The sequence below is a fragment of the Streptosporangium sp. NPDC050855 genome (assembly GCF_044456585.1).
In the GTDB taxonomy this organism is placed as follows: domain Bacteria; phylum Actinomycetota; class Actinomycetes; order Streptosporangiales; family Streptosporangiaceae; genus Streptosporangium; species Streptosporangium longisporum.
This window is the reverse complement of the sequence record NZ_JBITFY010000002.1, coordinates 411,687-435,175: the sequence shown is the minus strand read 5'-3', so window position 1 is coordinate 435,175 and position 23,489 is coordinate 411,687. Positions and strand designations below refer to the sequence as shown.

Below are 23,489 nucleotides of genomic sequence, written 5' to 3'. Positions count from 1 at the left end.
GGCCGGGTCCGTCAGGACGGCCGGGACCCTCAGAACGGGACAGGCCGAGGCCCTCAGGACAGACCGGGTCCCTCAGGACAGGTCGGCGCCGCGGGCGCGGAGGCTCACCGTGCCCTCGGAGGTCTTCACGGTGACCGTGCCGCCGGAGCAGGAGAGCGACGGGTCGTCGGTGCCGGGTACCACCACGGTCAGCACGGAGGCTCCGGCGGCCGGGGCCACCACCGCGGGGGCGGGGTGCCGTTGCAGGTAGGCCGACGACACCCAGCCCTGGTACGGGTTCTTCGCGCCGCGGACGACCTTCAGCCCGCCGACCGGCCTGCACGACGGCATCGAGACCTGCGCGAGCGTCGCCTTCCACCCCTTCTCGTCCTTCAGCACGACCCGGCCGCCACCGTTCGAGACGACGGAAAGGTCGCGGGAGAAGTGCCAGAGGTTGCCCACCCGCGAGCCCTTGGGGACCGTGTCCAGCACGACCATCACGTCCCGGCCGTGGCCGACGAGCACCGAACGGGTCCTGGAGACGCCGTAGGCCCTGTCGGTCAGCCGGTAGCTCTGCCGGTCCTGCCCGATCGAGGACCTGCTCAGGGCGGTGGCCGTGCCGCCGCGGAACCGGGCCCCGGCCACCGTCGAGGTGTTGTGCGCCTGGGGGGACATCGTCCAGCGCCGGTAGCCGCTGTTCTCGTACGAGTCGAAGCCCGCGTCGACCAGGACGTCGCGGCCCTGGGCGTAGTAGGTCACGCCCAGGTGGTCCTCGTGGCCGTGGTACTTCATGCCGGGCCCGAAGCGGATGGAGTAGAACGCCGAGCCGGGGTCGTTCCAGGAGGTGCGCCCGTAGACGTAACCGTTGCCGAACACCCGCACGGTCTTCTTCGGCGCGCTGTAGCCGACCGGCCGCACGTCCGCCCCGCCGTCGCCGATCGGGACCATGTACCCGTTCGGCTGGGTGGAGTGGGAGATGAAGTCCTCCATCGACTCCCAGCGCCGGGAGATCTCCCCTGGCACCGTGAGCCTGCACGCCCGGATGTTGTCCATGGCCACCCGCAGGCGCTCGTACACGTAGATCGCGTAACGCGGGGCCTGCTCGCGCAGCGCGCCCTGGGAGTCCACGTCGAGCTTCACGGTCTCGGTGAGACGCCTGATCGCCAGACCGGACCACTCCTTGCGGCCGTAGCGGCAGCCGATGCCCAGCAGCGCGATGTCCTGGTCGATGCCGTGGTTGTGGCCCTTCTCGTACAGCTTGGGGTTGGACAGCATGGTGGCGTGCTCGGTCAGGCTGCGGGTGAGCCAGCCGGCGTCGACGTGCTTGCTCAGGCAGACCAGCGCGGGCGCGCGCAGCGCGATGGGGTGCTCCTGCCAGGCGTACGGGCTCGTCCTCGCGCCGCCGCGAGGGTTGTCGGCGACCCAGTCCTTGGCGATCTCGACGGCCCGGTCCAGGTACGCCTTGTCGCCGTTGGACTCGTAGTCGGCGACGAGGCGGCCCATCCAGCGCAGCGAGTGGAAGACCATGCTCCACGAGCGGTTGCGGTAGGGATCGGTGCGCCAGTCGACGTTCTTGCCGATCTTCACCGGGGCCAGGTCCAGGAAGCCGAGCCTGCCGCCCATCACGTCCGACCCGGTGGGCGTCGCGGGCAGCCAGTCGCCCTGACACTCCGTGGTGCGTTTCGCGGCCCCGGCCTCGGCGGTGCCGACCGGGACGAGGCAGGTCAGCAGGGAGACCAGGGCAAGAGCGAGTGCTTGTGTGCGGCGGCGCACGCCAGTTCCTTCCGGGCGGAGTCGAGTCGCGTCATGAGAGCGGATCATGCTGTCCGAATCCCACCAAACCGGTCAAGTCGGGAGGGGTACTTCCAGGGGATCGTTAGCAATTGGATGCGGGTCCCCGCCCGTGGGACCGGTGGGTCCCATGAACCCTACGGGGCCGGTGAGACCTCACGGGCCCCGGGGGTCAGGGGGCCGGGGGCGCGGCGGCTTCCCCTGCCGGGGCGGTGCCGAAGGTCTCCCGGTAGGCGGTGGGGGAGACGCCCACCCGGCGGCGGAAGTGCGGGCGCAGCGCCACCGCCGAGGCGAACCCCACGCTGCGGGCCACCCGCTCCACCGGCTCGCGGGTGGTCTCCAGCAGCCGCTGGGCCTGCAGGACCCGCTGGTGGAGCAGCCACTGGGCCGGGGTGGTGCCGGTGACCGCGCGGAAGCGCCGGTCGAAGGTGCGGCGGCTCATCGCGGCGCGGGCGGACAGGACGTCCACGGTGAGCTCCCGGTCCAGGTGGCGCAGGGCCCATTCGAGGGTCTCGCCGATCGGGTCGCCGGTGGAGGGCGACGGCACCGGATGGTCGATGTACTGCGCCTGGCCGCCCGCCCGGTGCGGCGGCACCACCAGGCCCCTGGCGATCTGGTTGGCCGTCTCCGGGCCGTACGTCCGGCGGACGAGGTGCAGGCACAGGTCGATGCCGGCCGCGCTGCCCGCGGAGGTGAGGACGTCGCCCTCGTCGACGTACAGGACGCCGGGCCGGACCTCGACGCGGGGGTGGGACGCGGCGAGCAGGCCGGTGTAGCGCCAGTGGGTGGTGGCCCCGCGCCCGTCCAGCAGCCCGGCGGCGGCCAGTACGAACGTGCCCAGGCAGAGCCCGACCACGGTCGCCCCCCGCCGATGGGCGCGGCGCAGAGCCTCCAGCGCCTCCGCCGCGGGCGCGGGCCCCGACGGGTTCCGCCAGGTGGGCACGACGACGAGGTCGGCGTCGTCGACGGCGTCCAGGTCGTACGGGGCGGCGAGGGTGATCCCGATGTCGGTGCGGACCGGGCCGCCCTCGGCGGAGACGGCCCGGGTGTCGAACTCCGGCAGCCCCGCCCGCCGCTCCCCGAAGACCGCGATCGGCACCGACGCCTCGAACAGCGGGATGCCGTCGAACAGCATCACCGCGACCGTCCGGAAGCTCATGGCGCGATCCTATCGGCCGGTGTCCTCCAGGCCACTCACGGGATGCCCGCCCGTTTCGGCAGGCTGGGGGCATGAGACTCGCCGACATCGTCGTCCCCGACACCCAGGCCGCCCGCGGCGCCCTGGAGGTGGCGACCGCCTACTGCACGTCCGCCCTGCTCAACCACTCCGTCCGCGCCTACCTGTGGGCGGCGGCCTACGGCGCCATGAACGACATCGCCTTCGACGCCGAACTGCTGTACGTGGCGTCGATGCTGCACGACATCGGCCTGGTGGAGGAGTTCGACAGCCACACCGTGCCGTTCGAGGAGGCGGGCGGCCACGTCGCGTGGGTCTTCGCCGCCGGTGCCGGCTGGCCGGTCGAGCGCCGGGTGCGCGCCGCGGAGGTCGTCGTACGCCACGTGTGGGACGAGGTGGACCCCGCCAAGGACCCGGAGGGGTACCTGCTGGAACTCTCCACCGCGCTGGACATCTCCGGCCGCAGGCCTGAGGACTTCCCCGCGGAGCTCCGCGCCGAGGTGCTGGGGACCTACCCCCGGGCGGGGATCGGCCCGTACTTCACCATGTGCATCCTGGACCAGGCGCGGCGCAAACCGGACAGTCAGGCCGGACGGCTGGCCCGGTCCGGGATCGCCGAGCTCATGGCCGCCAACCCCCTGGAGGGGTGAGCCCGGGATCCCGGCAGGGCCGGTCGTGCCGGTGGTCAGGCCCCGGGGGCCGGACCGGTGCTCTGCACCACCTCGAAGGACCACAGCTCGGCTCCGGTGGCGGCGGGACCCTGGCCGTGCCCGTGTCCCTGGGCGGGACCGTGTCCGTGACCCTGTCCCTGGGCGGGGTCCTGGCCGTGACCGTGCCCCTGCTGCCCCTGCTGCCCCTGCTGCCCCTGCCCCTGGTCCGCGTCGGCCGCGGCCTGGGCGTGGCCCCGCTGGAAGGCCTGGCTCTCGGTCCAGCGCTTGAAGTCCTCCTCCGAACGCCAGCGGGTGTAGACCAGGTAGCGGTCGGTGCCGTCCACCGGCCGGAGCAGCTCGAACCACTCGAATCCGTCGGCGGACTCGACGACCCCTGCCCGTCCGGAGAAGCGGCGCTCCAGCTCCTCGCGCATCTCCGCGGACACCGTCAGGGCGTTGATCTTCACGACCGGCACATCGTCTCCTCGAGGTGGTGGGTTCCCGACCACTCTATGATCGGCGCCCCGTCACGCGAGGGTCCTGCGGGGGTGTGGCGCGTCCTGCACGCTCACCCGGGCGACGGCGGGCATGTCCGGGCTCTCCAGGGCCTGGCGCATGTGCGGCAGCACCACCTCGCCCAGCTGCTCGCGGACCGCGCTCATCGGCGCGTCCCCGGCCAGGGTCACCCGTACCCGTACGCAGGGGTCCCGTTCCGTGCCGACCATCGTGGTGGTGGCGCCCAGGATCGCGGGGTGCGCGCCCGCCTCCGCCGACGCCGCGTCGGTCACGCCGCCGGTGTCGACCTCCGTCACCCCGGCCGGGCCGCCGTCCAGCCGCATGGTGTCCAGGCTGCGGCGGCGCCCCTGGACCAGCAGCCAGCGCAGCCCGAACAGGGCGAGCACGATCCCACCGGCCGCGATCACCCACCGGAGCGACGGGTCGTAGCGGGCGAACGCCGCGCGCATCGGCTCGTCGACGAGCGGAGCCCGGGCCGGTGCCGCGTCCTGCGGGAACGCCCCGGCTCCGCGTGCGATCACCAGCGCCGACAGCGCGAGCAGCGCCAGCCCGACGAGGAGCAGTCCCAGCCGGTTGCCCCGGGCGGTCGTGTCGTTCACGGTGCTCACCTGCCTCGCAGCCGCACGCGGACGGAGTGCCTCCGGACGGGGGAGAACGCGTCGATCCGCGCGTTGACCGCCTCCCGTACGACGTCGCCCAGGTCGGTGACGTCCCGCGTTCCGGCGTCGGCCCGCACGCGCACGGTCCTGCCCAGCAGCCGCACCCGGGCGCGGTCGACACCCGGCACCGCCTCGGCGGCGCGGGCCAGCGACCGGGCGAACCCCCGGCGCTGCACGCCGACGAGCAGCTTCCTGGTCCCGGTCCTGACCGGGACGAGCGTGGGCCGTCCCGGCACGATCGCGAGCAGGACCAGCAGCAGGCCCAGCAGGCCGGTCAGGCCCGCGCCCGCCATCACCCGCGGGTCGCTCCACGGTGTGGACGAGGCCCAGGGAAGGATCCGGTCGTAGGGCACCAGGCGGAGCGGGCGGTTCAGCAGCGCGGAGACGACCTCCAGCGCCACGAGGAGGCCGAGCGCGGTCATCAGCAGGGCCGTGATCACCGAGGGGATCACCCGGCGCGGACGGAACGCCCTGACCGCCGCGCGGTCCGCCGAGGCGTTCCTCGGCACCGCGCCGGTCGCCTGCGACGCGGGCGGTTCCGCGATCTCCGCGCCGGGTGCGGTCGTCGTCCCCGGGTCCGGTCCCGCCGCCTCGGGGACGGGGCCGGGCCCGCCGGACGTGCGGGTGGTCATCCGCGCTCCCCGTGGAAGGCGTGAGCCGCGGTGGACCCGGTGCCTCCGGTGCTCCCTGCGCTCCCTGCGCTCCCTGCGCTCCCGGTGGTCTCGGCGGCCTCGACGGCGCGGGGGCGGCGGGCGGCCGCGCCGGTCCCGGTCAGGGTCACGTTGGTGACGTCGATGTCGATGTGGCCGACGTACAGGCCGGTCAGGGCCATGATCCGCTCGGCCACGTGGCTCCTGACCTGCTGGGCCACCTCGCGGAGCGGGGCCGGGTAGTCCACCGTCACGTCCAGGCGGAGGGTGGTGAGCTCACCGTCCACGGTGGCGCGGGTACCGCCCCGGAAGGACAGCGGCCCCCGCTCGCCGACCTTCCGTACCCGTGCCACCTCTCCGGCCGCGCGGGTCGCGATGCGCGACACCACCCGATCGGATATGTCGGTCCTGCCACGCCGCTCCGCCGGTACGGCCAGACGGCCGGACACGGTGGACGGCGCGGACCGGCCCGTCCGTTCCGGGACACCGCCCGGCCCGTCACCGGAGAGGGTCCCGGGTTCCGCGGGTTCCGCGGAGCCCTGGGTCGCCCGGCCGGGCACGGGACGGTGTTCGACCGGGGTGCTCATCGTCGCCTCGCCGCCAGCCTGGACAGGTCGATCTGCCCGCTCTCCGCCAGACGGCCGATCATGAATCCGATCGCGCCCAGCACCAGGACCAGCAGGAACGCCGACAGCCCGCCGAAGGCCCCGGCGAACCCGAGCAGGATGCCGGCCACCGTGCCGAGCACCGACCAGATGGGGAAACCGTTCATGTCACACCTCCGATATGGACGTTCACCGGCCGGTCGCCCGCCATCGGGGCGACCGCCGCGCGCACCTCTTCGGCGATCTCCGGCAGCGGGCGTCCCAGCCTGACGACGATGGAGACCTCCACCTCGTCCTCGCGCAGCGCGACACCGGGCATCATCTCGCCGGGCATGTAGGTCGCCACCGTCCCGAACGGGCCGCCGGACAGGTCGACGACGTCGGGACAGCGCCGTACCGCGTCGGCCATCCCGCGGGCGAGGGCCGCCGCGCGGTGGACGGGATCCTGCGAGACGTCCCCCGTTCCCGGCCCGACCTCGGCCGCAGGTCCGTCCTCCCCGTTCCGCGGGCCCGCGGCACCCCCCGGTCCGGCGATCCCCTGCCCGGCGATCTCCTGCCCGGCCGTCCGCTGCCCGGCCGTCCGCGTGGATCCGTACGCGGGCGCGGGCGGCTCGTGGGCCGAGAGCCCGGGATCGGGTACGGCCGTGCGGCGGGCCGAGGGCCCGGGATCGGGTGCGGGCACGGCCGTGCGGCCGGCCTCGTGCGGACCGCGTGCGGGTCCCGGCGCTCCGGGGACGGGGTCGCTCACTGGACGCGCGGCTCCGGCTCGGGCGACTCCTCCGCCCCGTCCCCCTGGCCGGGCATGTGGACGTCGGAGACCTTGATGTTGACCTCGGTGACCTCCAGGCCGCACATCCGCTCGACCGCCGTGATCACGTTGCGGCGCACCGCGCCGGCCAGGTCGGGGATGGACATGCCGTACTCGACGACCAGTTCGAGGTCGGCGGCGGCCTGCCGCTCGCCCACCTCGACCGAGACCCCCTGCGTGACGCTCTTCTCGGCGCCCACCATGCCGCGCATCGCGCCGAAGGCGCGCGCCGTGCCCGCGCCCATGTTGTGCACGCCCTGGATCTCCCGGGCCGCCAGGCCCGCGATCTTCGCGACCACGCCGCTCTCGATGGTGGTGGTCCCCTTGGGGGTGACCAGCCCACTCTGCATTCCGGAACTGTCGGTGCGAGCCCGGGGCACCGTCGCCTCGCCGCCCTGGGGCCTGTTCACCGTGCTGGCTTCAGTCACGTCCGTTCCCTCCCCCGAGAGAGGACCGCGCCGGTCCCCGATGGTGCTATAGCCGGTAATACCCCCCATATGGCACACAACCAGGACATACCTATTCTTAGAGTAATCCTGGCGGTATCTGGAAAATAGGATTTATCTACATTTTTGGTTGTATATGGGTTGTGGGGTCGCCGGTTCGGGTGGGCGTCCGCCCGGAGACGGGCACGGTCCTGCGGGACCCGGAGCGCGACTAGCCTTGTCCGTGTGCGTATAGCGAGGTTCTCCACAGGAGACGGTGTCGGGTTCGGGGTGGTCGAGGGCGGCCCCGGGGAGGAGTTCGTCGCCGGCATCTCCGGCCATCCCTTCGGGCCGATCCAGTTCACCGGGGAGCGGTTCTCGCTCTCCCAGGTGAAGCTGATCGCCCCCATGCTGCCCAGCAAGGTCGTGGCGATCGGCAGGAACTACGCCGACCACGCCAAGGAGATGGGCGGGGAGGTGCCGGACGAGCCGCTGGTCTTCCTCAAGCCGTCCACGTCGGTGATCGGCACGGGTGAGGCCATCGCCTACCCGACGGCGCTCTCCCAGCGGGTCGACTACGAGGGCGAGCTGGCCGTGGTGATCGGCAGGCTCTGCCGGGAGGTCCCCCGCGAGCGGGCGCACGAGGTGATCTTCGGCTACACCTGCGCCAACGACGTCACCGCGCGGGACCTGCAGAAGAAGGACGTCCAGTTCACCCGGGCCAAGGGCTTCGACACGTTCTGCCCGCTCGGCCCGTGGATCCAGACCGAGCTCGACCCGTCCGACGTCGCCATCGTCACCTCGGTGAACGGCGAGGTCCGCCAGAGCTCGCGCACCTCCAAGCTCATGTACGACATCCCCGCGCTGATCGCCCACGTGAGCGCGGTCATGACGCTGATCCCCGGCGACGTCATCCTGACCGGCACCCCCGAGGGGGTCGGCCCGCTCAGCGTCGGCGACGAGGTCAGCGTCTTCGTCGAAGGAATCGGCACTCTCAGCAACCGGGTGGTCCCCCGTGATTAGGGTTCGCTTCGCCCCCTCGCCGACCGGCATGTTCCATGTCGGCGGTGCCCGCTCCGCGCTGTTCAACTGGGCCCTGGCCGAGCAGGCCGGAGGCCGGTTCGTCCTGCGCATCGAGGACACCGACGCCGCGCGCAACCGGCCCGAGTGGACCGAGGGCATCATCTCGGCGCTCGCCTGGATCGGTGTCAACGACACCCATCCGGCCTTCGAGGGCCCCTACTTCCAGTCCTCGTACGAGAAGCAGCACCGCGAGGCCGTGGCCACGCTGCTCGCCGACGGCCGCGCCTACCACTGCGGGTGCACCCGGGACGAGGTCAAGGCCCGTACCGGCTCCGAGCACCAGGGCTACGACGGCTTCTGCCGCGACCGCGGCCTGGCCGAGGGCGCGGTCCGCTTCCGCACCCCCGACGAGGGCGTCACCGTGATCCAGGACCTGGTCCGCGGCACGGTGGAGTTCCCCAACGCCGCGATGGAGGACTTCGTCGTCGCCCGCGGCGACGGATCGCCGCTGTTCGTCCTGGCCAACGTCGTCGACGACGTGGAGATGCGGATCAGCCACGTGGTCCGCGCCGAGGAGCACCTGTCCAACACCCCCAAGCAGCAGCTGCTCTGGGACGCGCTCGGCGTCACCCCGCCGATCTGGGCGCACGTGCCGGTGATCGTCAACGAGAAGCGCCAGAAGCTGTCCAAGCGCCGCGACAAGGTCGCCCTGGAGTCCTACCGCGACGAGGGCTACCTGGCCGAGGCGATGGTCAACTACCTGATGCTGCTCGGCTGGGGGCCCGGCGACGACCGGGAGATCATGCCCTGGTCGGAGATGGTGCCGCTGTTCAGGCTCCAGGACGTCAACCCCTCCCCGGCGTTCTTCGACGAGAAGAAGCTCCGCGCGTTCAACGGCGAGTACATCCGGGCGCTGCCCCTGGCGGAGTTCGTCTCCCGCTGCGACCCCTGGCTGGAGCCCGGCTGGGACCGCGAGGTCTTCGCGAAGGTCGCCGAGCTCGCCCAGACCCGCATCGCGGTCCTGTCGGAGATCACGGCGAACGTCGACTTCCTCTTCCTGGACGAGCCCGTCTTCGACCAGGCGTCCTGGGACAAGGCCATGAAGAACTCCGCGGTGGAGATCCTCACCGGCTACCTGGCCCGGCTGGAGACCGTCGCGATGGACCCCGACTCGCTCAAGACCGCCCTGGAGGAGGTCGGCACCGAGCACGGTCTCAAGCTCGGAAAGGCCCAGGCCCCCGTACGGGTGGCCGTCACCGGCCGGACCGTGGGCCTGCCGCTGTTCGAGTCGATCGAGGTCCTCGGCCGCGAGCGCACCGCGGAGCGCCTGCGCGCCGCCCTCGCCAGGCTCGGGGCCTGACCGGGCGGACCGACCCGAGCCGGTGAGGCCCGGGACCCGGCCGTCCGCCGGGTCCCGGGCCTCACCGCTTCCGCGGGCTCCCGCGCTTCCTCAGGAGGGGGAGCCGGAACGGCGCGCGTCCGGCGTTCCCCGCTCGGCGAGGCCGTCCCAGAAGGCGAGCCGGTGCGCCGCGCCGCGGTCGAACGGCCCGACGCCGCCCCGGCCCAGGGCCAGCTCCTGCACGTACGGGGTGCCGTCCGAGGGGCGCACCCGCGGCCACGCGGGCAGGCCCGGCCGGTTCGGGTCGCCGGTCGCGGCGAACCGGGACCAGTAACCGATCATCACGTCACCGAGCCGTCGCTGCTCGGCGGTGAGCGGGGCGGACGTCCAGCCGGCCCCGAACAGGAACGTCAGCTCCGAGCCGTGCGAGGCCAGCGGCTCGACCCCGTTCGGCAGCGGGAACAGCACGGGGGCGGTGCGGTCGGTGAACTCGTAGGAGAACGTCGGCACGTACCGGGCGAACATCAGGTCGGTGTCGCGGGCCGGCCACGCCCAGTCCAGGTCGCTCATCACGGCCGCCAGCGCCTGCAGGGGCGAGCCGCCGTGGGCGGCCGGCGGGTACTGGGCCAGCACCGCGGCCCCGGCGGCGCCGAACCTCTCGGTGAGGGTCGCCTCGTACTGCTCGGCCGTCATCGGCGGGAACATGAGCGAGGTGAACAGCGTGCCCTCGTCCCGGGTGACGCCCGTCAGCACCGGCACCCGGTGGAAGCGGCCCTCGTGCAGGACCCTGGCGGGGTCCTCGGGCAGCACCGCGTTGCCGTACCCCGGCAGCGGGAGGGGCTGCAGGGCGAGCAGGTCGGCCACGGGCCTGCCACGCAGGCAGGCGAGCGCGGTGTCCGGGTCGGTGCAGCCCGCCGTGGCGGCCAGGATCTGCCCGTACCCCTCGTGGGCCGCGCGGGGCACCCAGAGCGGCACGTCCATCAGCGGACGCGGCCTGCGGTCCGCGGAGTCGCCCGTCCGGCACGGGCTGCTCTGGGCGATCGCCCGGTGGAACAGCCCCGCCGCCGAGGGGGAGGCGAGCTGCGCGCACACCGAGTGCGAACCGGCGGACTCGCCGAACAGGGTGACGTTGCCCGGGTCGCCGCCGAACGCCGAGGCGTTGCGCCGCACCCACCGCAGGGCCGCCTGCTGGTCCTCGATCCCGAAGGCCCCGGAGTCCTCCATCCCGGGATGCCCGAAGAACCCGAAGATCCCCAGCCGGTAGTTGACGGTCACCACCACGACGTCGCCGCGCACGGCCAGCCTGCGGGCGTCGTACTCGCTGCCCGCGCCCCTGGTGAGGCCCCCGCCGTGCAGCCACACCATCACCGGCCGGGGCCGCTTCACGTGCCCGCGCGCCGGGACGGTCACGTTGAGGTAGAGGCAGTCCTCGGTGTCGCTCGCCGGCAGCCCCCAGACGTCGGCGACCTGCGCGCACCGGCCACCGGGCGCGGTGGCGTCGCGCACGCCCGGCCACGGCGTGACCGGCCGCGGGGAGCGCCAGCGCAGGTCCCCGACCGGCGGCGCGGCGTACGGGATGCCCTGGAAGAGCCGGTGGTCGGCGGCGGCCGTGCCCCGTACCAGGCCGGCGTCGGTGCGGACGGTCGCGTTCCCGCCGGCCGTCCCGGCCGCCCCTGTCGCCTCCGTCCGGGCCACGGCCGGGCTCGCGGTGCCCAGCAGGGCACCGGTGAGGAGGGCGACGAGCGCGACGCCCGTCCTGTTCCATGCTCGTGTCATTGTCCGATCATGACGCCTTCGTACGGATGGCGCATGGGATGTGCGTCCCCGGCCGGGGTGAGGTTTCCCCCACCCCGGCCGGGGAGGCAAGGTCACGCCTGCAGGCCCCGGCGCTCCAGCAGCGGCTCGATGCGCGGGTCACGCCCGCGGAAGGCGCGGAAGGCGTCCATCACGTCCCGGGAGCCTCCCACCGACAGCAGGGTGGAGCGGAAGTGGTCGCCGTTCTCGCGCCTGAGGCCGCCGTTCTCCTCGAACCAGCCGACGCTCTCGGCGTCGAGCACCTCGCTCCAGATGTAGGAGTAGTAACCGGCGCTGTAGCCGCCCACCCCGCTGGAGAAGATGTGCGCGAAGTAGGAGGTCCGGTAGCGGGAGCGGACCAGGTCGAAGGCGATCCCGGCGCGCTCCAGGGCGGCGGTCTCGAACGCCTCGGCGTCCTCGACGGTCTCGCCCGCGGCCAGCTTGTGCCAGGCCCAGTCGAGCAGCGTGGCCGCGAGGTACTCCACCGTGGCGAAGCCCTGGTTGAACTTCTCGGCCGCCCGCATCTTCTCCAGCAGCTCCGCGGGCACCGGCTCGCCGGTCTCGTGGTGCCTGGCGAAGTTGGCCAGGATCGACGGCCAGGTGGCCCACATCTCGTTGACCTGCGAGGGGTACTCCACGAAGTCGCGCGGCACCTCGGTACCGGAGACCCGGGGGAAGCGCACGTCCGAGAACAGGCCGTGCAGGGCGTGGCCGAACTCGTGGAAGGCGGTGTTGACCTCGTCGAAGGTCAGCAGGGTGGGACCCTCGGCAGGCTTGGTGATGTTGAGGTTGTTGATCACCACGGGCAGCTCGTCGAACAGGTGCGACTGGTTCACCAGGCTGTTCATCCAGGCGCCGCCGCGCTTGGAGGGCCGCGCGTACGGGTCGAGCAGGAACAGGCCCATCGGCGAGCCGTCGGCGTCGAACACCTCGTGGACCCGTACGTCCGGGTGGTAGCCGGCCAGGTCCTCGCGGAGGGAGAAGGTGATGCCGTACAGCTCACCGGCCGCGTGGAAGATCCCGTCGCGCAGCACCCGGTCCAGCTCGAAGTAGGGCCGCAGGTCGCCGCCGTCGAAGTCGTACCTGGCCTTGCGCACCCGCTCGGCGTAGAAGGACCAGTCCCACGGCTCCAGTGGGAGACCGGCCTCCCGGCCCAGCTCCTCGGCCTCCCTGCGGGCGTTGGCCACCGCCGGGCCCACCAGCCTGCCGAGCATCTCCTCGACGGCGCCGGTGGTCTTGGCCGTCTGGTCGGCGACCGTGTAGGCGGCGTGGCTGGGATAGCCCAGCAGGGCGGCCCGCTCGGCGCGGAGCTCGGCCATCCTGGCCGCCAGGGGCAGGTTCTCCGGGGCCCGGCCGACCGACAGCTCGTACAGCCTCCTGCGGGTCTCCCGGTCGGTCAACTCGGCCAGCGCGGGCTGGTTGGTGTGGTTGAACAGCGGCAGCACGTAGCGGCCGTCCTTCTCCAGGGCCTTGATCGTGCTCTCCGGGAGCCCGTCCAGCAGCGCGGGGTCCTCGACGACCAGCGCGGAGGCCGTGGAGGCCGCCAGCAGGTTCTGGGTGAAGGAGGTGGAGAGCCGGGTCAGCTCCTCGTTCAGCCGCCTGAGCCGCTCCTGCTCGGGCTCGGACAGGTCGGCGCCGGCCCTGACGAAGTCGACGCGGTACTTCTCCAGCAGCCACGCCTCCTCGGGGTCGTCGGTGGTGACCCGCCTGATCCGGTCGTACAGGGCGCGGTTCAGCCTGATGGCGTCACCGTGCCGGGTCAGCCTGGGCAGGATCTCGGTCTCGATCCGCCGGATGCCGTCGGTGGTGTCGGAGGCGGCGATCGTCATGAAGACGATCGAGGTACGCCGCAGGATCCGGCCGGAACGCTCCAGCGCCTCGATCGTGTTGGCGAACGTCGGCGGCTCCGGGTCGTCCGTGATCTCACGCACCTCGCGCAGCTGGTCGGCCATGCCGCGCTCGAACGCCGGGAGGTAGTGCTCCTCCCTCACCTGGGCGAACGGCGGGAGCCTGTACGGCAGCTCACTGAGGGCGAAGAACGGGTTCTCGACCAAGACGGAAACTCCTCACGGGTGGACGGATCTCTCCAGCAGCGTCGCACAGCGGCCTTCGCGGCGGCAGCCCGGTGATACCGCGATCCGGCCGCGGGTAATCGTTTTGGTCTTGACCCCCAACCTGGGCTATTCTTTCGGAGTCGCCAGCGAGCCCCGCAAGGGGTCCGGTGCGGTGGGGTATGGTGTAATTGGCAACACGGCTGATTCTGGTTCAGTTGTTCTAGGTTCGAGTCCTGGTACCCCAGCTGCATCTTCTTTTTCGAAGATGCCGCAGATTCGGTCCCCTCCGAATCTGATGACAGTGTGTAGGGTCCCGTCGTCTAGTGGCCCAGGACGCCGCCCTCTCAAGGCGGTAGCGCCGGTTCGAATCCGGTCGGGACTACCACTGTCTCTCGCAAGGCTCCGTCGTCTAGTGGCCTAGGACGCCGCCCTCTCAAGGCGGTAGCGCCGGTTCGAATCCGGTCGGGGCTACATCGCGAACCCCCGGAAGCAATGGCTTCCGGGGGTTTTTCGTGTTCCCGGCGTTCGTTTTCTTCTCCTCGCGGACGGACGCGGCCAGATCATGACCGGGTGGTGGACGGATCATGGCCGGGTGGCGGACGCTTCACGATCACGGTCGCGTCACGCTCCCGTGACCCCGGGTGTCCTTCACCGTCCTTTTCCGTGACCCCCCTTGCTTGGATAGCACAACTGTCCAATGATTGGAGAGCGTCACTATCCAATGAGGGAAGAAATGATCACTTTGCTGGCGGACGGACACGAGGAGCGGATCACCGGGCCGATCCTCCCGCACGGGGAGCCCGTCCTCGGCTGGGAGCGCAAGCCGCACGGCTGGTGCCGCGGCGACGCGTGCATCCCCGCCTTCCGCGCCGCCGCGGCCGAGACCGGAGAGGGCGTCGACCTGGTGGCCTTCGCCGGGCTGCTCGGCAGGCAGGCGGTCGCCGACCCGGACGAGGGGCTGATCGCCGTCGGCGAGCCCGCCGACCTCCCGCCGGGCAGGGCGCCGGAGTTCGAGGCGCTGACCGCGCTGCGCGGCACCAGGGTCGCCGTGGTCTTCTGGGCCTCGTGGTGCGGCTGCCGCTACGACCTGCCCGCCTGGGAGGCCCTGCACCGGGAGCTGGGCGGGTACGGCTTCAGCGTGCTCAGCGTCTCCCTCGACCGCGACCCCGAGGCCGCCCGCGAGTGGCTCGCCGAGGTCACCCACCCGGCGGTGGTCGACACCGACGGCCGCATCGCCGAGCTCTACAACGTGATCAACGTGCCGACCGTGGTCTGGGTCGACGCCGAGGGCCGGATCGCCCGTCCCCAGGACACCATGACGGCCACCGACACCTTCCGCTCGATGAACGGCCTGTCCTGTGAGCGGGCCGTCGCGGCCCTGCGCCGATGGGTGATCGACGGCGACGCCGGGACGACCTCCCGCGAGCTGCGCGCCCCCACCGACGAGGAGCGGCGGGCCCGGCTGCACGCGCGCCTGGCCACCTGGCTGTTCCGCGCCGGGCGCACGGCCGCCGCCGAGCGTCACCTCGAACGGGCCGCCGCCCTCGCCCCGCACGACCTCGCCATCCGCCGGGGGCTCATGCCGCTCAACGGCGTCGACCCGTTCGGCGAGCGCTACTTCGCGCTCCGCGAGGAGCTGGAGGCCGCGGGAATCGCGATCTACCGGCCGCTTCCCGACTGGCAGGGCGACGAGGAGCGCGCCGCCGGAGCCACGGGACCCTCCTGAAGCGCCGGGGAGCCGTACGGACGAGGACGCGGCGAACCCGGCGGGGAAGAAGGGGCCGGCCCCCGCCAGGAGCCGGTCCCTCGCGTCCGGGACTAGTTCTGGCCGGACCGGGCCTTGAACAGGGCCCGCTTGGCGGCCTTGCCCACCTGCTTGTCGGGGTGGGCCTTGCCGATCGCCTCCAGGAGCTCCTCCAGGTGCGGGTGCGGCACCTTCCAGATCACGTCCAGCAGGTTGACCAGGTTCGGCACGTTGCCGATGTCGTCCAGGCTGCTGACGAACTCCGGGCGGCCCAGGCCGGCGGAGATGGTCAGCATGTCGAGGATCAGCCAGTGGGTGTCGGCCTGGGTGGGCGGGGGAGCGTCCTCGACGCCGAGCTGGGCCAGGTGGGTGGCGGCGTACGGGCGCAGGGAGGGCTCGTCCAGGGCCTCCCGCCACGCGGGCGCGGCCACCTCGCCGAGCGAGCCGACCATGCTGGCCGCCTGCACCCGGATCAGCGCGTCCGCGTCGTCCTCGGCCGCGGCCTCCAGCAGGTCCCTGGCGGCCTGTTCGGGGGCGCGCAGCTCCATCCAGGCGGCGAACTCGGCGTCGGCCTCCTCCTCGGGCAGTTCGGCGCCGAAGGAGAGCAGGTCCAGGGCGGTCATCGCGTCGATGGCGGGCCGGGCGTCCAGCTCGATGTCGGCCTCGTCGGCCAGGTGGACCACGCCCTCCATGCCGAGCGGCGTCAGCCGGACCTGGTCGTGCTCGACCTCGACCATGCCGTAGCCGGTCAGCCAGTCGAGCACCGGGTTGAGCGGGTCGCCGTAGCGCTCGGTGGCCGCGGCCCAGGCCTCGGCGCCCAGGTCGTCGTACTCGGCGGCGGCCTCGGCGAGCTCGGTGCGGAGCTCGGCGAGCGGCTTGGAGCCGGTCGCCAGCAGCACCCGGATGAGCAGCGCCCTGGTCAGCCCGGACAGGGCGATCGTGGCCTCCTCGTCGTCCAGCTCGGGGTCGCCGTAGTCGATGGAGTGCAGGCCGGCCATCCACGCGTCGAGGGCGTCGTCGTCCTCCTCGAAGGGCCACTCGGCGGTGTCGGGGTCGACGCTGACGGTGTCCTCCCCCTCGGGCTGGAGGAAGTCGAGGTCGATCGCGAGGTTCCAGACGTTCCACAGGGCCGGGACGGAGTCGGCCAGCGTGGCGCCGTCCGTCCGCGGGACCGGGAAGCCGAGGACCCCCAGGGCCTCGGTGATCTCGGCGTCGCTCAGCAGGCTGGTCTCGCCGACCCTGCGCTCGGTCCCGACCCAGACCGCGAGGTCGCGGGCCTTGGCGATCAGGACCGTCTTGCGGGTGGCGGCGGCCAGCTCGGAGTCGGGACGCAGCCTGATCGTCGGCAGCTCGGCGAGCTCGTCGGCGAACGGCTCGAAGTCGCCGAGCCCCTCGGCCTCCTCCTCGTCGTAGTCCTCCTCCTCGTCCTCCTCGACGACGAGCTCCTCCATGGCGTCGACGAAGTCGTCCTCCAGGGCGTCGAGCTCGGCGAGCAGGTCCTCCAGGGAGGACGAGCCCCTGGCCAGGCGGCCGGAGTCGGCCAGGAAGGTCAGGTAGGCGCGGATCGCGGGGACCATGCCGTCGGCCGCCGCGTCGGGATCCTCGACGACCTGGGGCATCCGGTCGAGCAGGACCGTGCGCAGATCGGACCGCTTCCACCGGCCCACGTCGTCGGAGGCGATCAGCCGGTGCCACAGCGCGACAGAGCCCACCAGGCCGGAGTCGCTGCCGGGCGCGTTCTCACGCGCCCAGAGGATGAAGTTCTGGAGCAGGGGACGCAGTTCAGCCGCGGCTGCCTCGATGCGATCTGTCACCTTCCCAGCCTAGGGGGCGGCAGGGGTGCTCGCCTCCTCATATCGCCCCCTGGAGGGGCCGTATCGGCGTCGGTTCGGCGTCAGTTCGCCCGGCGCATCGACTCGGTGATCCTTTCGGCGGCGGTGACCACCGGGGCGGCGTGCAGGCGGCCCGGGGTCCGGGTCAGGCGCTCGATCGGCCCGGAGACCGAGACCGCGGCCACGACCTTGCCCCCGGCCCCCCTGATCGGCGCCGAGACGCTGGCCACGCCCTGCTCGCGCTCGCCGACGCTGTGCGCCCAGCCCCTGCGCCGCACGCTCGCCAGGGTGGCGGCGGTGAACTTGGCCCCGCGCAGGCCCCGGTGCAGGCGGTCCGGCTCCTCCCAGGCGAGCAGGATCTGCGCCGCGGACCCGGCGAGCATCGGCAGCGCCGAGCCGACCGGCACGGTGTCGCGCAGCCCGCTGGCCCGCTCGGCGGCGGCCACGCAGACCCGCTCGTCCCCCTGGCGCCGGTACAGCTGCGCGCTCTCCCCGGTCAGGTCCCGCAGCTGGGTCAGCACCGGCGAGGCGACGGCCAGCAGGCGGTCCTCACCCGCGGCCGTGGACAGCTCCGACAGGCGCGGTCCCAGCACGAACCGGCCCTGCGTGTCGCGGGAGACGATGCGGTGGTGCTCCAGCGCCACGGCCAGGCGGTGGGCGGTGGGCCGGGCCAGGCCGGTGGCCTGGACGAGCTGTGCGAGGGAGGCGGGCCCCGCTTCGAGGGCGTTGAGCACGAGGACGGCCTTGTCGAGTACGCCGACTCCGCTAGAGTTGTCCATACACCGATACTGCCGTCTCGACATATGAGAAAGCAAGTGGGTGTGGGACAGCCGATCGCAAGGAGGCGACATGGGCCGCACGCTCGCGGAGAAGGTCTGGGAGCAGCACGTCGTTCGACGTGCGGAAGGAGAACCCGACCTGCTCTACATCGACCTGCACCTCGTCCACGAGGTGACCAGCCCGCAGGCGTTCGACGGCCTGCGGATGGCCGGCCGACCCGTCAGGCGGCCCGACCTCACGATCGCCACCGAGGACCACAACGTCCCGACCGTACGCGGTCCCATCAGCGACCCGGTCTCCCGGGTGCAGGTGGAGACGCTGCGCAAGAACTGCGCGGAGTTCGGCGTCCGGCTGCACCCCATGGGCGACGCAGGCCAGGGTGTGGTGCACATCATCGGCCCGCAGTTCGGCCTGACCCAGCCCGGCATGACGATCGTGTGTGGCGATTCTCACACCTCCACCCACGGCGCCTTCGGCGGCATCGCGTTCGGCATCGGCACCTCCGAGGTGGAGCACGTGCTGGCCACCCAGACGCTGCCGGCCTACCGGCCCAGGACGATGGCCATCGAGGTCTCCGGCCGGCTGCCCGCCGGCGTCACCGCCAAGGACCTCATCCTGGCGATCATCGCCAGGATCGGCACCGGCGGCGGCCAGGGCTACATCGTGGAGTACCGCGGCGAGGCGATCCGCGCGCTCTCCATGGAGGGCCGGATGACCGTCTGCAACATGTCCATCGAGGCCGGTGCCCGCGCCGGCCTGATCGCCCCGGACGAGACCACCTTCGCCTACCTCAAGGGGCGCCCGCACGCGCCCGCGGGCGCCGACTGGGACGCCGCGGTCGAGTACTGGAGGTCGCTGGTCACCGACGAGGACGCCGTCTTCGACACCGTCGTGGAGATCGACGCCACGACGCTGACCCCGTTCGTCACCTGGGGCACCAACCCCGGCCAGGGCGCGCCCCTGGGGACGGCCGTGCCGAGGCCCGAGGACACCGACGACCCGGCCGCGGCCACGCGGGCCCTGGAGTACATGGGCCTGACCGCGGGCACCCCGCTCCGCGACGTCGCGGTGGACACGGTCTTCGTGGGCTCGTGCACCAACGGCCGGCTGGAGGACCTGCGGGCCGTGGCCGACGTGCTGCGCGGGCGGCAGGTCGTGACCCGCACGCTGATCGTGCCCGGCTCGATGCTGGTCAAGCTCCAGGCCGAGCAGGAGGGGCTGCACGAGGTCTTCAAGGCCGCCGGTGCCGAGTGGCGCGAGGCGGGCTGCTCCATGTGCCTGGGCATGAACCCCGACACCCTCGCCCCCGGCGAGCGCAGCGCCTCGACCTCCAACCGAAACTTCGAGGGCCGCCAGGGCAAGGGCGGCCGTACCCACCTCGTGTCCCCGCAGGTCGCCGCGGCGACCGCCGTCACCGGCCGGCTCACCGCCCCCGCCGACCTGTAAGGAGCCCTCCGATGGAAGCGTTCGTCACCCACACCGGCCGGGCCGTGCCGCTGCGCCGCAGCAACGTGGACACCGACCAGATCATCCCCGCCGTCTGGCTCAAGCAGGTCAGCCGGACCGGGTTCGAGAAGGGCCTGTTCTCCGCCTGGCGCGAGGACCCGGACTTCGTCCTGAACGACCCCGCCCACCAGGGCGCCACGATCCTGCTCGCTGGGCCCGACTTCGGCACCGGCTCCTCCCGCGAGCACGCCGTCTGGGCCCTGCAGCAGTACGGCTTCCGCGTCGTGATCGCGGCCAGGTTCGGGGACATCTTCCGTAATAACTCCACCAAGATGGGCCTGCTCCCGGTCGTCCTGCCGGGGCCGGTCGTCGAGGACCTGCAGTCCGCGGTGGAGGCCGACCCCACCCTGGAGATCACCGTCGACCTGGTGGAACGCCAGGTCAGGTGGGGCGCCGGGACGGTCGCGTTCGAGATCGACGACTACACGCGCTGGCGGCTGATGGAGGGCCTGGACGACATCGGGCTGACCCTGCGCAACGCCGACGCCATAGGCGCATACGAGAATGGTCGGCAGCCATGGCTGCCGACGACCGTCTGACGGGTCCACAGGACGAGCTGGCGTGGCGGTTGCGCGAGGCGCACCGCCACGTCAGGTCCCTGCCCGTGCCCGCGAAGGAGCGCGAGCGCCTCGCGCGGCGCCTGCTGACCATCTGCGACCTGTCCAAGCGGGACGTCGAACACGCCGCGGCGCGTCTTGATTCGTTCCTTCTCAGTATTGATGTCCGGGTTTCAGATACGCCAAGCACTGGAAACATTGCGGAAGGTGATTGAGTCATACGGCTCCGTCCCCTAATTTCAAGCGGGCAGGGGGTTTCTCATCGTGATCGTCGATGAGAGATCTGTGATGAGACCCCTCGCCGTGACAAATCGGGTGAGACGGGTTTTCTGCCTCATGACCCACTCCCGGACATCGGTAAGCAGGGGGAGCAACCTTATGAACAAGAAGGAACTCGTCGACGCCATAGCGGATCGGGTGGGCGACAAGAGAACGGCCACCGAGGCCGTGAACGCGGTGCTCGACGCCATCCAGACCGCCGTCGCCAGTGGCGACAAGGTATCGATCACGGGGTTCGGCGCGTTCGAAATGGTGCACAAGCCGGCCCGTACCGCCCGTAACCCTTCGACGGGTGCCGAGATCAGGGTCGCCGAGAGCTGGGGGCCCAAATTCCGGCCGGGCTCGGACTTCAAGGAGCTCGTCAACAGCGGGGGCAAGAAGGCCTCGAAGAAGAAGTAGAGCTCCGTGCGGACGCCCGGTCTCCCGAGGTGGGGGCCGGGCTTCCGGCTTTTCCGCGGGCGCGCGGCCGGCCGGTCCCTGGCGCTTTCCCGGGCCGCCCGCCGGGATTTTCCCGGCCGCCGGGGTTTTCCCGGACCGTCCGTCCGGGCTTTCCCCGGCCGTCCCGAGCGGGAACGGCTACTCGGGCACTCCCGGGACCCCGGGAACCGGGAAGGTCGACAGGGTGATGAAGGAGACGGCCTCGCCGTCCATGACGATGTTCACCCGCTGGCCGGACCGCAGCAGCCGCAGCGGCCCGGCGTCGAACGCCGCCGCCCCGAACGGGACCTCGCTGCCGTCGTCGAGGAAGACCGACCCCGACCGGGTCGCCGGATCGAACTCGCGCACCGTCGCCTGCACGCGCCCAGCCTAACCCCCCGCGCCCCCGGCGGCCGAGATCCTCCCGGCCACGGCCAGCGTGCGGGGGCCGACGCCCAGGACCAGCGCCCGGCGAAGGTCGTCCGGGGTGTCCACGTCGTGGCGGACCGACTCCACGCCCTGCACCGAGAGCTCGGCGGCACCGCGCCGCAGGTGACGCGCGCGCGACTCGCCCCCGAACCCCGGTGTGAACGGCACGCCCGCGCGCACGCCGTAGAAGGTCGTGCCGACCTCGGCGCTGTCGGGCAGGAACGCCTGGTCGAACGCGGACGCGGCGGCCAGCACGCGGGCCAGCTCGGCCGGGCGCAGGGCGGGCAGGTCGGCCTGGAGGGCGCCGACGGCACCGCCGGGCTCCAGCCGCACCGCCTCGGCCGCGCCGTGCCGCAGGGCGGCGTTCAGGCCCGCCCCGGGGTCGCCGACCACGTGGGCGCCGACCTCGGCGAGCGCCTCGGCCGGCACCGGGTCCCCCGTCACCACGACCACCCGCGCGACGAGCGCGCAGCGCAGCGCGGCCTCCACGGTGTCGCAGGCGATCGCCACGGCCAGCGCGGCCCGGTGCGGGCCCGCCGCGGCCGCCAGGCGGGTCTTGGCGGCGATCAGCGTCTTGACCGGGACGACGAGCGTCCAGGCGGGGTTCTCCGGAGCAGGCATGACGCCAAGCATCCCGCCTCGCCCTCACCGATGGTGAACGGGGAGGGTTACCATGCGACGGGACGCCCGCCCCGTCGCCGTGGAGGTGCCCATGAGACGCCCCGGATGGCCCTCCCCGTTCTGGGTCGCCTTCGCCGTGGTGATCGTCAAGCCGATCTCGTGGCTCCTGATCCGCAAGGACTGGCGCCGCGGCGACCGGCTGCCCCGCGAGGGCGGCATCATCATGGTCACCAACCACCTGTCCTGGCTGGACCCCATCCTGATCGCGCACTTCCTGTACAACCACGGCCGCTGGCCGGTGATCCTCGCCAAGTCCGGGCTGTTCTCGGTACCGGTCATCGGCCACCTGGTGAGGGCGATGCAGGCCATCCCGGTCTACCGGGGCAGCGTGGACGCGGCCCGCTCGCTGGAGGAGTCGCGGCGGCGGCTCGCAGCCGGGGCGTGCGTGATGTTCTACCCCGAGGGCACCTGCACCCGGGACCCGGACTTCTGGCCCATGGAGGGCAAGACCGGAGCCGCCCGGCTGGCGCTGGCCACCGGCGCCACCGTGATCCCCGTCGCCCACTGGGGCGTCCAGGAGATCCTGCCGTACGGCGCCAGAAGGCCCCGGCTGCTGCCCCGCAGGACCTTCAGCGTGCAGACGGGACCGCCGGTGGACCTGTCGAGGTACGCGGGACAGCCGCCCAGCGCGGAGGTGCTGCGCGCGGCGACCGCCGACATCATGGCGGCCATCACGGCCCAGCTGGCCGAACTCCGGGGCGAGAAGCCCCCTCCCGCGCCGATGGCGCGTCCTGCGGGCCACTGACTTCGGCGTACGGTGTTGAAATGACCAAGGCGGCTGTATTCGGCACGGGCTCGTGGGGAACCACCTTCGGCATGATCCTCGCCCAGGCGGGCACCCGGACGATGATCTGGGGCCGCAGGGCGGAGGTCGTCGAGGCGATCGACCTGCGCCACGAGAACCCCGACTACCTGCCGGGCGCGGTGCTGCCCGAGACGCTGCGCGCCACCACCGACCCCGCCGAGGCCCTCGACGGCGCCGACTTCGTGGTGCTCGCCGTGCCCTCCCAGACCCTGCGGGGGAACCTGCTCGGCTGGAAGCCGCACCTGCCGCCGGAGGCGGTGCTGGTCAGCCTGATGAAGGGCATCGAGCTGGGCACCACCAAGCGGATGAGCGAGGTGATCTGCGAGGTCGCCGAGGTGCCCCAGGAACGGGTCGCCGTGGTCTCCGGGCCCAACCTGGCCGGGGAGATCGTCCGGGGGCAGCCGGCCGCGACCGTGGTCGCCTGCACCGACGAGCGGGCGATGGAACGGCTCCAGGAGGCGTGCCACGTGCCGCCCTGGTTCCGTCCCTACACCAACGCGGACGTCGTGGGGGTCGAGCTCGGCGGCGCCGTGAAGAACGTGATCGCCCTGGCGGTCGGCGTCTCGGTGGGGATGGGGCTCGGCGACAACGTCGGGGCGATGCTGATGACCCGCGGGCTGGCGGAGATCTCCCGGCTGGGCGCGGCGCTCGGCGCCGACCCGCACACGTTCGCGGGCCTGGCGGGCATGGGGGACCTGGTCGCCACCTGCATGTCCCCGCTGTCGCGCAACCGCACCTTCGGCGAGAACCTCGGGCGGGGCATGACCCTGACCGAGGTCGTCGCCGCCACCCGGCAGACCGCCGAGGGGGTGAAGTCCTGCGAGTCCGTGCTCGAACTGGCCAGGAAGCACGACGTGGAGATGCCGATCACCGAGGTGGTGGTGGCCGTCGTCCACGACGCGATGCCCCCGAGCGAGGCCGCGGTGCTCCTGATGTCGCGGACGCCCAAGCCGGAACGCTACGGGGTGTGAGCGGGACGGCGGAACGGG

At 72.4% G+C, this 23,489-nt stretch carries 25 protein-coding genes and 3 tRNA genes; 13 read left to right on the top strand and 15 right to left on the bottom strand.

The window, feature by feature from the left end:
• Positions 1 to 72 precede the first annotated feature (72 nt).
• Together ACIBCT_RS07140 and ACIBCT_RS07135 are read right to left on the bottom strand one after the other, a co-directional pair.
• Entirely contained in the window at positions 73 to 1,752 is a 1,680-nt protein-coding gene (locus ACIBCT_RS07140) for a heparinase II/III family protein (RefSeq protein ID WP_399186478.1), read from the bottom strand.
• Positions 1,753 to 1,942: 190 nt separating this feature from the next.
• Entirely contained in the window at positions 1,943 to 2,929 is a 987-nt protein-coding gene (locus ACIBCT_RS07135) for a GlxA family transcriptional regulator (RefSeq protein ID WP_399186477.1), read from the bottom strand.
• A 71-nt stretch (positions 2,930 to 3,000) separates the two neighbouring features.
• Here ACIBCT_RS07135 and ACIBCT_RS07130 point away from each other — a divergent pair, with 71 nt between their 5' ends.
• Positions 3,001 to 3,597: an HD domain-containing protein gene (locus ACIBCT_RS07130; RefSeq protein WP_399186476.1), complete on the top strand. Its 597-nt coding sequence runs from the start codon at positions 3,001 to 3,003 to the stop codon at positions 3,595 to 3,597.
• A 35-nt stretch (positions 3,598 to 3,632) separates the two neighbouring features.
• Here ACIBCT_RS07130 and ACIBCT_RS07125 read toward each other — a convergent pair whose 3' ends face one another.
• From ACIBCT_RS07125 to ACIBCT_RS07095, 7 genes are read right to left on the bottom strand one after another with little or no spacing between them, the layout of a single operon-like run.
• A complete protein-coding gene (locus ACIBCT_RS07125) occupies positions 3,633 to 4,073 on the bottom strand; it encodes an antibiotic biosynthesis monooxygenase family protein (RefSeq protein WP_399186475.1) in 441 nt (146 codons plus the stop codon).
• 51 nt (positions 4,074 to 4,124) lie between these two features.
• Positions 4,125 to 4,712, bottom strand: coding sequence for a hypothetical protein (locus ACIBCT_RS07120; protein ID WP_399186474.1), 588 nt, complete (start codon positions 4,710 to 4,712; stop codon positions 4,125 to 4,127).
• Between the two features lie 5 nt (positions 4,713 to 4,717).
• Positions 4,718 to 5,404, bottom strand: coding sequence for a DUF6286 domain-containing protein (locus ACIBCT_RS07115; protein WP_399186473.1), 687 nt, complete (start codon positions 5,402 to 5,404; stop codon positions 4,718 to 4,720).
• Positions 5,401 to 6,009, bottom strand: a complete 609-nt coding sequence (locus ACIBCT_RS07110; RefSeq protein WP_399186472.1) for an Asp23/Gls24 family envelope stress response protein — start codon at positions 6,007 to 6,009, stop codon at positions 5,401 to 5,403. Before ACIBCT_RS07110 ends, ACIBCT_RS07115 begins: the two co-directional genes overlap by 4 nt.
• Entirely contained in the window at positions 6,006 to 6,194 is a 189-nt protein-coding gene (locus tag ACIBCT_RS07105) for a hypothetical protein (RefSeq protein ID WP_344896009.1), read from the bottom strand. The genes ACIBCT_RS07110 and ACIBCT_RS07105 overlap by 4 nt, the downstream gene beginning before the upstream one ends.
• Positions 6,191 to 6,775 carry a hypothetical protein gene (locus ACIBCT_RS07100; RefSeq protein WP_399186471.1) on the bottom strand — a complete coding sequence of 195 codons (585 nt, stop codon included), beginning with the start codon at positions 6,773 to 6,775 and terminating at the stop codon, positions 6,191 to 6,193. The genes ACIBCT_RS07105 and ACIBCT_RS07100 overlap by 4 nt, the downstream gene beginning before the upstream one ends.
• Complete coding sequence (locus ACIBCT_RS07095) at positions 6,772 to 7,263, bottom strand: Asp23/Gls24 family envelope stress response protein (RefSeq protein WP_399186470.1); 492 nt, start codon at positions 7,261 to 7,263, stop codon at positions 6,772 to 6,774. The genes ACIBCT_RS07100 and ACIBCT_RS07095 overlap by 4 nt, the downstream gene beginning before the upstream one ends.
• Positions 7,264 to 7,506: 243 nt before the next feature.
• On the opposite strand from ACIBCT_RS07095, the gene ACIBCT_RS07090 reads away from it, so the two are divergent.
• Both ACIBCT_RS07090 and gltX read left to right on the top strand, forming a co-directional pair.
• The gene (locus ACIBCT_RS07090) at positions 7,507 to 8,283 is read left to right on the top strand and encodes a fumarylacetoacetate hydrolase family protein (RefSeq protein WP_344894181.1); all 777 of its coding nucleotides are present in this window, start codon (positions 7,507 to 7,509) and stop codon (positions 8,281 to 8,283) included.
• A 28-nt stretch (positions 8,284 to 8,311) separates the two neighbouring features.
• Complete coding sequence (gene gltX / locus ACIBCT_RS07085) at positions 8,312 to 9,643, top strand: glutamate--tRNA ligase (protein ID WP_399186670.1); 1,332 nt, start codon at positions 8,312 to 8,314, stop codon at positions 9,641 to 9,643.
• 90 nt (positions 9,644 to 9,733) lie between these two features.
• On the opposite strand, the gene ACIBCT_RS07080 is transcribed toward gltX, so the two are convergent.
• Complete coding sequence (locus ACIBCT_RS07080) at positions 9,734 to 11,398, bottom strand: carboxylesterase/lipase family protein (protein WP_399186469.1); 1,665 nt, start codon at positions 11,396 to 11,398, stop codon at positions 9,734 to 9,736.
• Between the two features lie 92 nt (positions 11,399 to 11,490).
• Positions 11,491 to 13,470, bottom strand: coding sequence for a M3 family metallopeptidase (locus ACIBCT_RS07075; protein ID WP_399186467.1), 1,980 nt, complete (start codon positions 13,468 to 13,470; stop codon positions 11,491 to 11,493).
• A gap of 173 nt (positions 13,471 to 13,643) precedes the next feature.
• On the opposite strand from ACIBCT_RS07075, the gene ACIBCT_RS07070 reads away from it, so the two are divergent.
• The 4 genes from ACIBCT_RS07070 to ACIBCT_RS07055 all read left to right on the top strand — a co-directional run bounded on the left by ACIBCT_RS07070 (position 13,644) and on the right by ACIBCT_RS07055 (position 15,196).
• Positions 13,644 to 13,715: transfer RNA gene (locus ACIBCT_RS07070), tRNA-Gln, on the top strand.
• A gap of 64 nt (positions 13,716 to 13,779) precedes the next feature.
• Positions 13,780 to 13,855 (top strand) — tRNA-Glu (locus ACIBCT_RS07065).
• Between the two features lie 13 nt (positions 13,856 to 13,868).
• Positions 13,869 to 13,941: transfer RNA gene (locus tag ACIBCT_RS07060), tRNA-Glu, on the top strand.
• Positions 13,942 to 14,203: 262 nt separating this feature from the next.
• Positions 14,204 to 15,196 carry a redoxin domain-containing protein gene (locus ACIBCT_RS07055; protein ID WP_399186466.1) on the top strand — a complete coding sequence of 331 codons (993 nt, stop codon included), beginning with the start codon at positions 14,204 to 14,206 and terminating at the stop codon, positions 15,194 to 15,196.
• A 92-nt stretch (positions 15,197 to 15,288) separates the two neighbouring features.
• On the opposite strand, the gene ACIBCT_RS07050 is transcribed toward ACIBCT_RS07055, so the two are convergent.
• Positions 15,289 to 17,028 (bottom strand): hypothetical protein, encoded by a 1,740-nt coding sequence (locus ACIBCT_RS07050; RefSeq protein WP_399186465.1) that lies wholly within the window; start codon positions 17,026 to 17,028, stop codon positions 15,289 to 15,291.
• 80 nt (positions 17,029 to 17,108) lie between these two features.
• Positions 17,109 to 17,825, bottom strand: a complete 717-nt coding sequence (locus ACIBCT_RS07045; protein WP_329085241.1) for an IclR family transcriptional regulator — start codon at positions 17,823 to 17,825, stop codon at positions 17,109 to 17,111.
• Positions 17,826 to 17,895: 70 nt separating this feature from the next.
• Between ACIBCT_RS07045 and leuC the strand changes: the two genes are divergently transcribed.
• From leuC to ACIBCT_RS07025, 4 genes are all read left to right on the top strand, one after another.
• Positions 17,896 to 19,272, top strand: coding sequence for a 3-isopropylmalate dehydratase large subunit (leuC, locus tag ACIBCT_RS07040; protein ID WP_399186464.1), 1,377 nt, complete (start codon positions 17,896 to 17,898; stop codon positions 19,270 to 19,272).
• A gap of 11 nt (positions 19,273 to 19,283) precedes the next feature.
• A complete protein-coding gene (gene leuD, locus ACIBCT_RS07035; RefSeq protein WP_399186463.1) occupies positions 19,284 to 19,871 on the top strand; it encodes a 3-isopropylmalate dehydratase small subunit in 588 nt (195 codons plus the stop codon).
• A complete protein-coding gene (locus tag ACIBCT_RS07030; protein ID WP_399186462.1) occupies positions 19,850 to 20,104 on the top strand; it encodes a hypothetical protein in 255 nt (84 codons plus the stop codon). The genes leuD and ACIBCT_RS07030 overlap by 22 nt, the downstream gene beginning before the upstream one ends.
• 163 nt (positions 20,105 to 20,267) lie before the next feature.
• Positions 20,268 to 20,567 carry an HU family DNA-binding protein gene (locus tag ACIBCT_RS07025; RefSeq protein ID WP_344894205.1) on the top strand — a complete coding sequence of 100 codons (300 nt, stop codon included), beginning with the start codon at positions 20,268 to 20,270 and terminating at the stop codon, positions 20,565 to 20,567.
• Between the two features lie 177 nt (positions 20,568 to 20,744).
• Here ACIBCT_RS07025 and ACIBCT_RS07020 read toward each other — a convergent pair whose 3' ends face one another.
• Positions 20,745 to 20,966 carry a hypothetical protein gene (locus ACIBCT_RS07020; RefSeq protein ID WP_399186461.1) on the bottom strand — a complete coding sequence of 74 codons (222 nt, stop codon included), beginning with the start codon at positions 20,964 to 20,966 and terminating at the stop codon, positions 20,745 to 20,747.
• A gap of 9 nt (positions 20,967 to 20,975) precedes the next feature.
• Positions 20,976 to 21,635, bottom strand: coding sequence for a 2-phospho-L-lactate guanylyltransferase (gene cofC / locus ACIBCT_RS07015; RefSeq protein WP_399186460.1), 660 nt, complete (start codon positions 21,633 to 21,635; stop codon positions 20,976 to 20,978).
• A 91-nt stretch (positions 21,636 to 21,726) separates the two neighbouring features.
• Here cofC and ACIBCT_RS07010 point away from each other — a divergent pair, with 91 nt between their 5' ends.
• A complete protein-coding gene (locus tag ACIBCT_RS07010; protein ID WP_399186459.1) occupies positions 21,727 to 22,440 on the top strand; it encodes a lysophospholipid acyltransferase family protein in 714 nt (237 codons plus the stop codon).
• A gap of 20 nt (positions 22,441 to 22,460) precedes the next feature.
• A complete protein-coding gene (locus tag ACIBCT_RS07005; protein WP_399186458.1) occupies positions 22,461 to 23,471 on the top strand; it encodes an NAD(P)H-dependent glycerol-3-phosphate dehydrogenase in 1,011 nt (336 codons plus the stop codon).
• The last annotated feature ends 18 nt before the right edge of the window (positions 23,472 to 23,489 follow it).

Coding starts and splice junctions, on each gene's coding strand:
- gltX (WP_399186670.1), top strand. CDS start 8,312: ATGTTCCATGTCGGCGGTGCCCGCTCCGCGCTGTTCAACTGGGCCCTG.
- ACIBCT_RS07005 (WP_399186458.1), top strand. CDS start 22,461: ATGACCAAGGCGGCTGTATTCGGCACGGGCTCGTGGGGAACCACCTTC.
- ACIBCT_RS07110 (WP_399186472.1), bottom strand. CDS start 6,009: ATGAGCACCCCGGTCGAACACCGTCCCGTGCCCGGCCGGGCGACCCAG.
- leuC (WP_399186464.1), top strand. CDS start 17,896: ATGGGCCGCACGCTCGCGGAGAAGGTCTGGGAGCAGCACGTCGTTCGA.
- ACIBCT_RS07025 (WP_344894205.1), top strand. CDS start 20,268: ATGAACAAGAAGGAACTCGTCGACGCCATAGCGGATCGGGTGGGCGAC.
- ACIBCT_RS07105 (WP_344896009.1), bottom strand. CDS start 6,194: ATGAACGGTTTCCCCATCTGGTCGGTGCTCGGCACGGTGGCCGGCATC.
- ACIBCT_RS07115 (WP_399186473.1), bottom strand. CDS start 5,404: ATGACCACCCGCACGTCCGGCGGGCCCGGCCCCGTCCCCGAGGCGGCG.
- ACIBCT_RS07010 (WP_399186459.1), top strand. CDS start 21,727: ATGAGACGCCCCGGATGGCCCTCCCCGTTCTGGGTCGCCTTCGCCGTG.
- ACIBCT_RS07080 (WP_399186469.1), bottom strand. CDS start 11,398: ATGACACGAGCATGGAACAGGACGGGCGTCGCGCTCGTCGCCCTCCTC.
- cofC (WP_399186460.1), bottom strand. CDS start 21,635: ATGCCTGCTCCGGAGAACCCCGCCTGGACGCTCGTCGTCCCGGTCAAG.
- ACIBCT_RS07135 (WP_399186477.1), bottom strand. CDS start 2,929: ATGAGCTTCCGGACGGTCGCGGTGATGCTGTTCGACGGCATCCCGCTG.
- leuD (WP_399186463.1), top strand. CDS start 19,284: ATGGAAGCGTTCGTCACCCACACCGGCCGGGCCGTGCCGCTGCGCCGC.
- ACIBCT_RS07130 (WP_399186476.1), top strand. CDS start 3,001: ATGAGACTCGCCGACATCGTCGTCCCCGACACCCAGGCCGCCCGCGGC.
- ACIBCT_RS07045 (WP_329085241.1), bottom strand. CDS start 17,825: ATGGACAACTCTAGCGGAGTCGGCGTACTCGACAAGGCCGTCCTCGTG.
- ACIBCT_RS07055 (WP_399186466.1), top strand. CDS start 14,204: ATGATCACTTTGCTGGCGGACGGACACGAGGAGCGGATCACCGGGCCG.
- ACIBCT_RS07030 (WP_399186462.1), top strand. CDS start 19,850: ATGGCTGCCGACGACCGTCTGACGGGTCCACAGGACGAGCTGGCGTGG.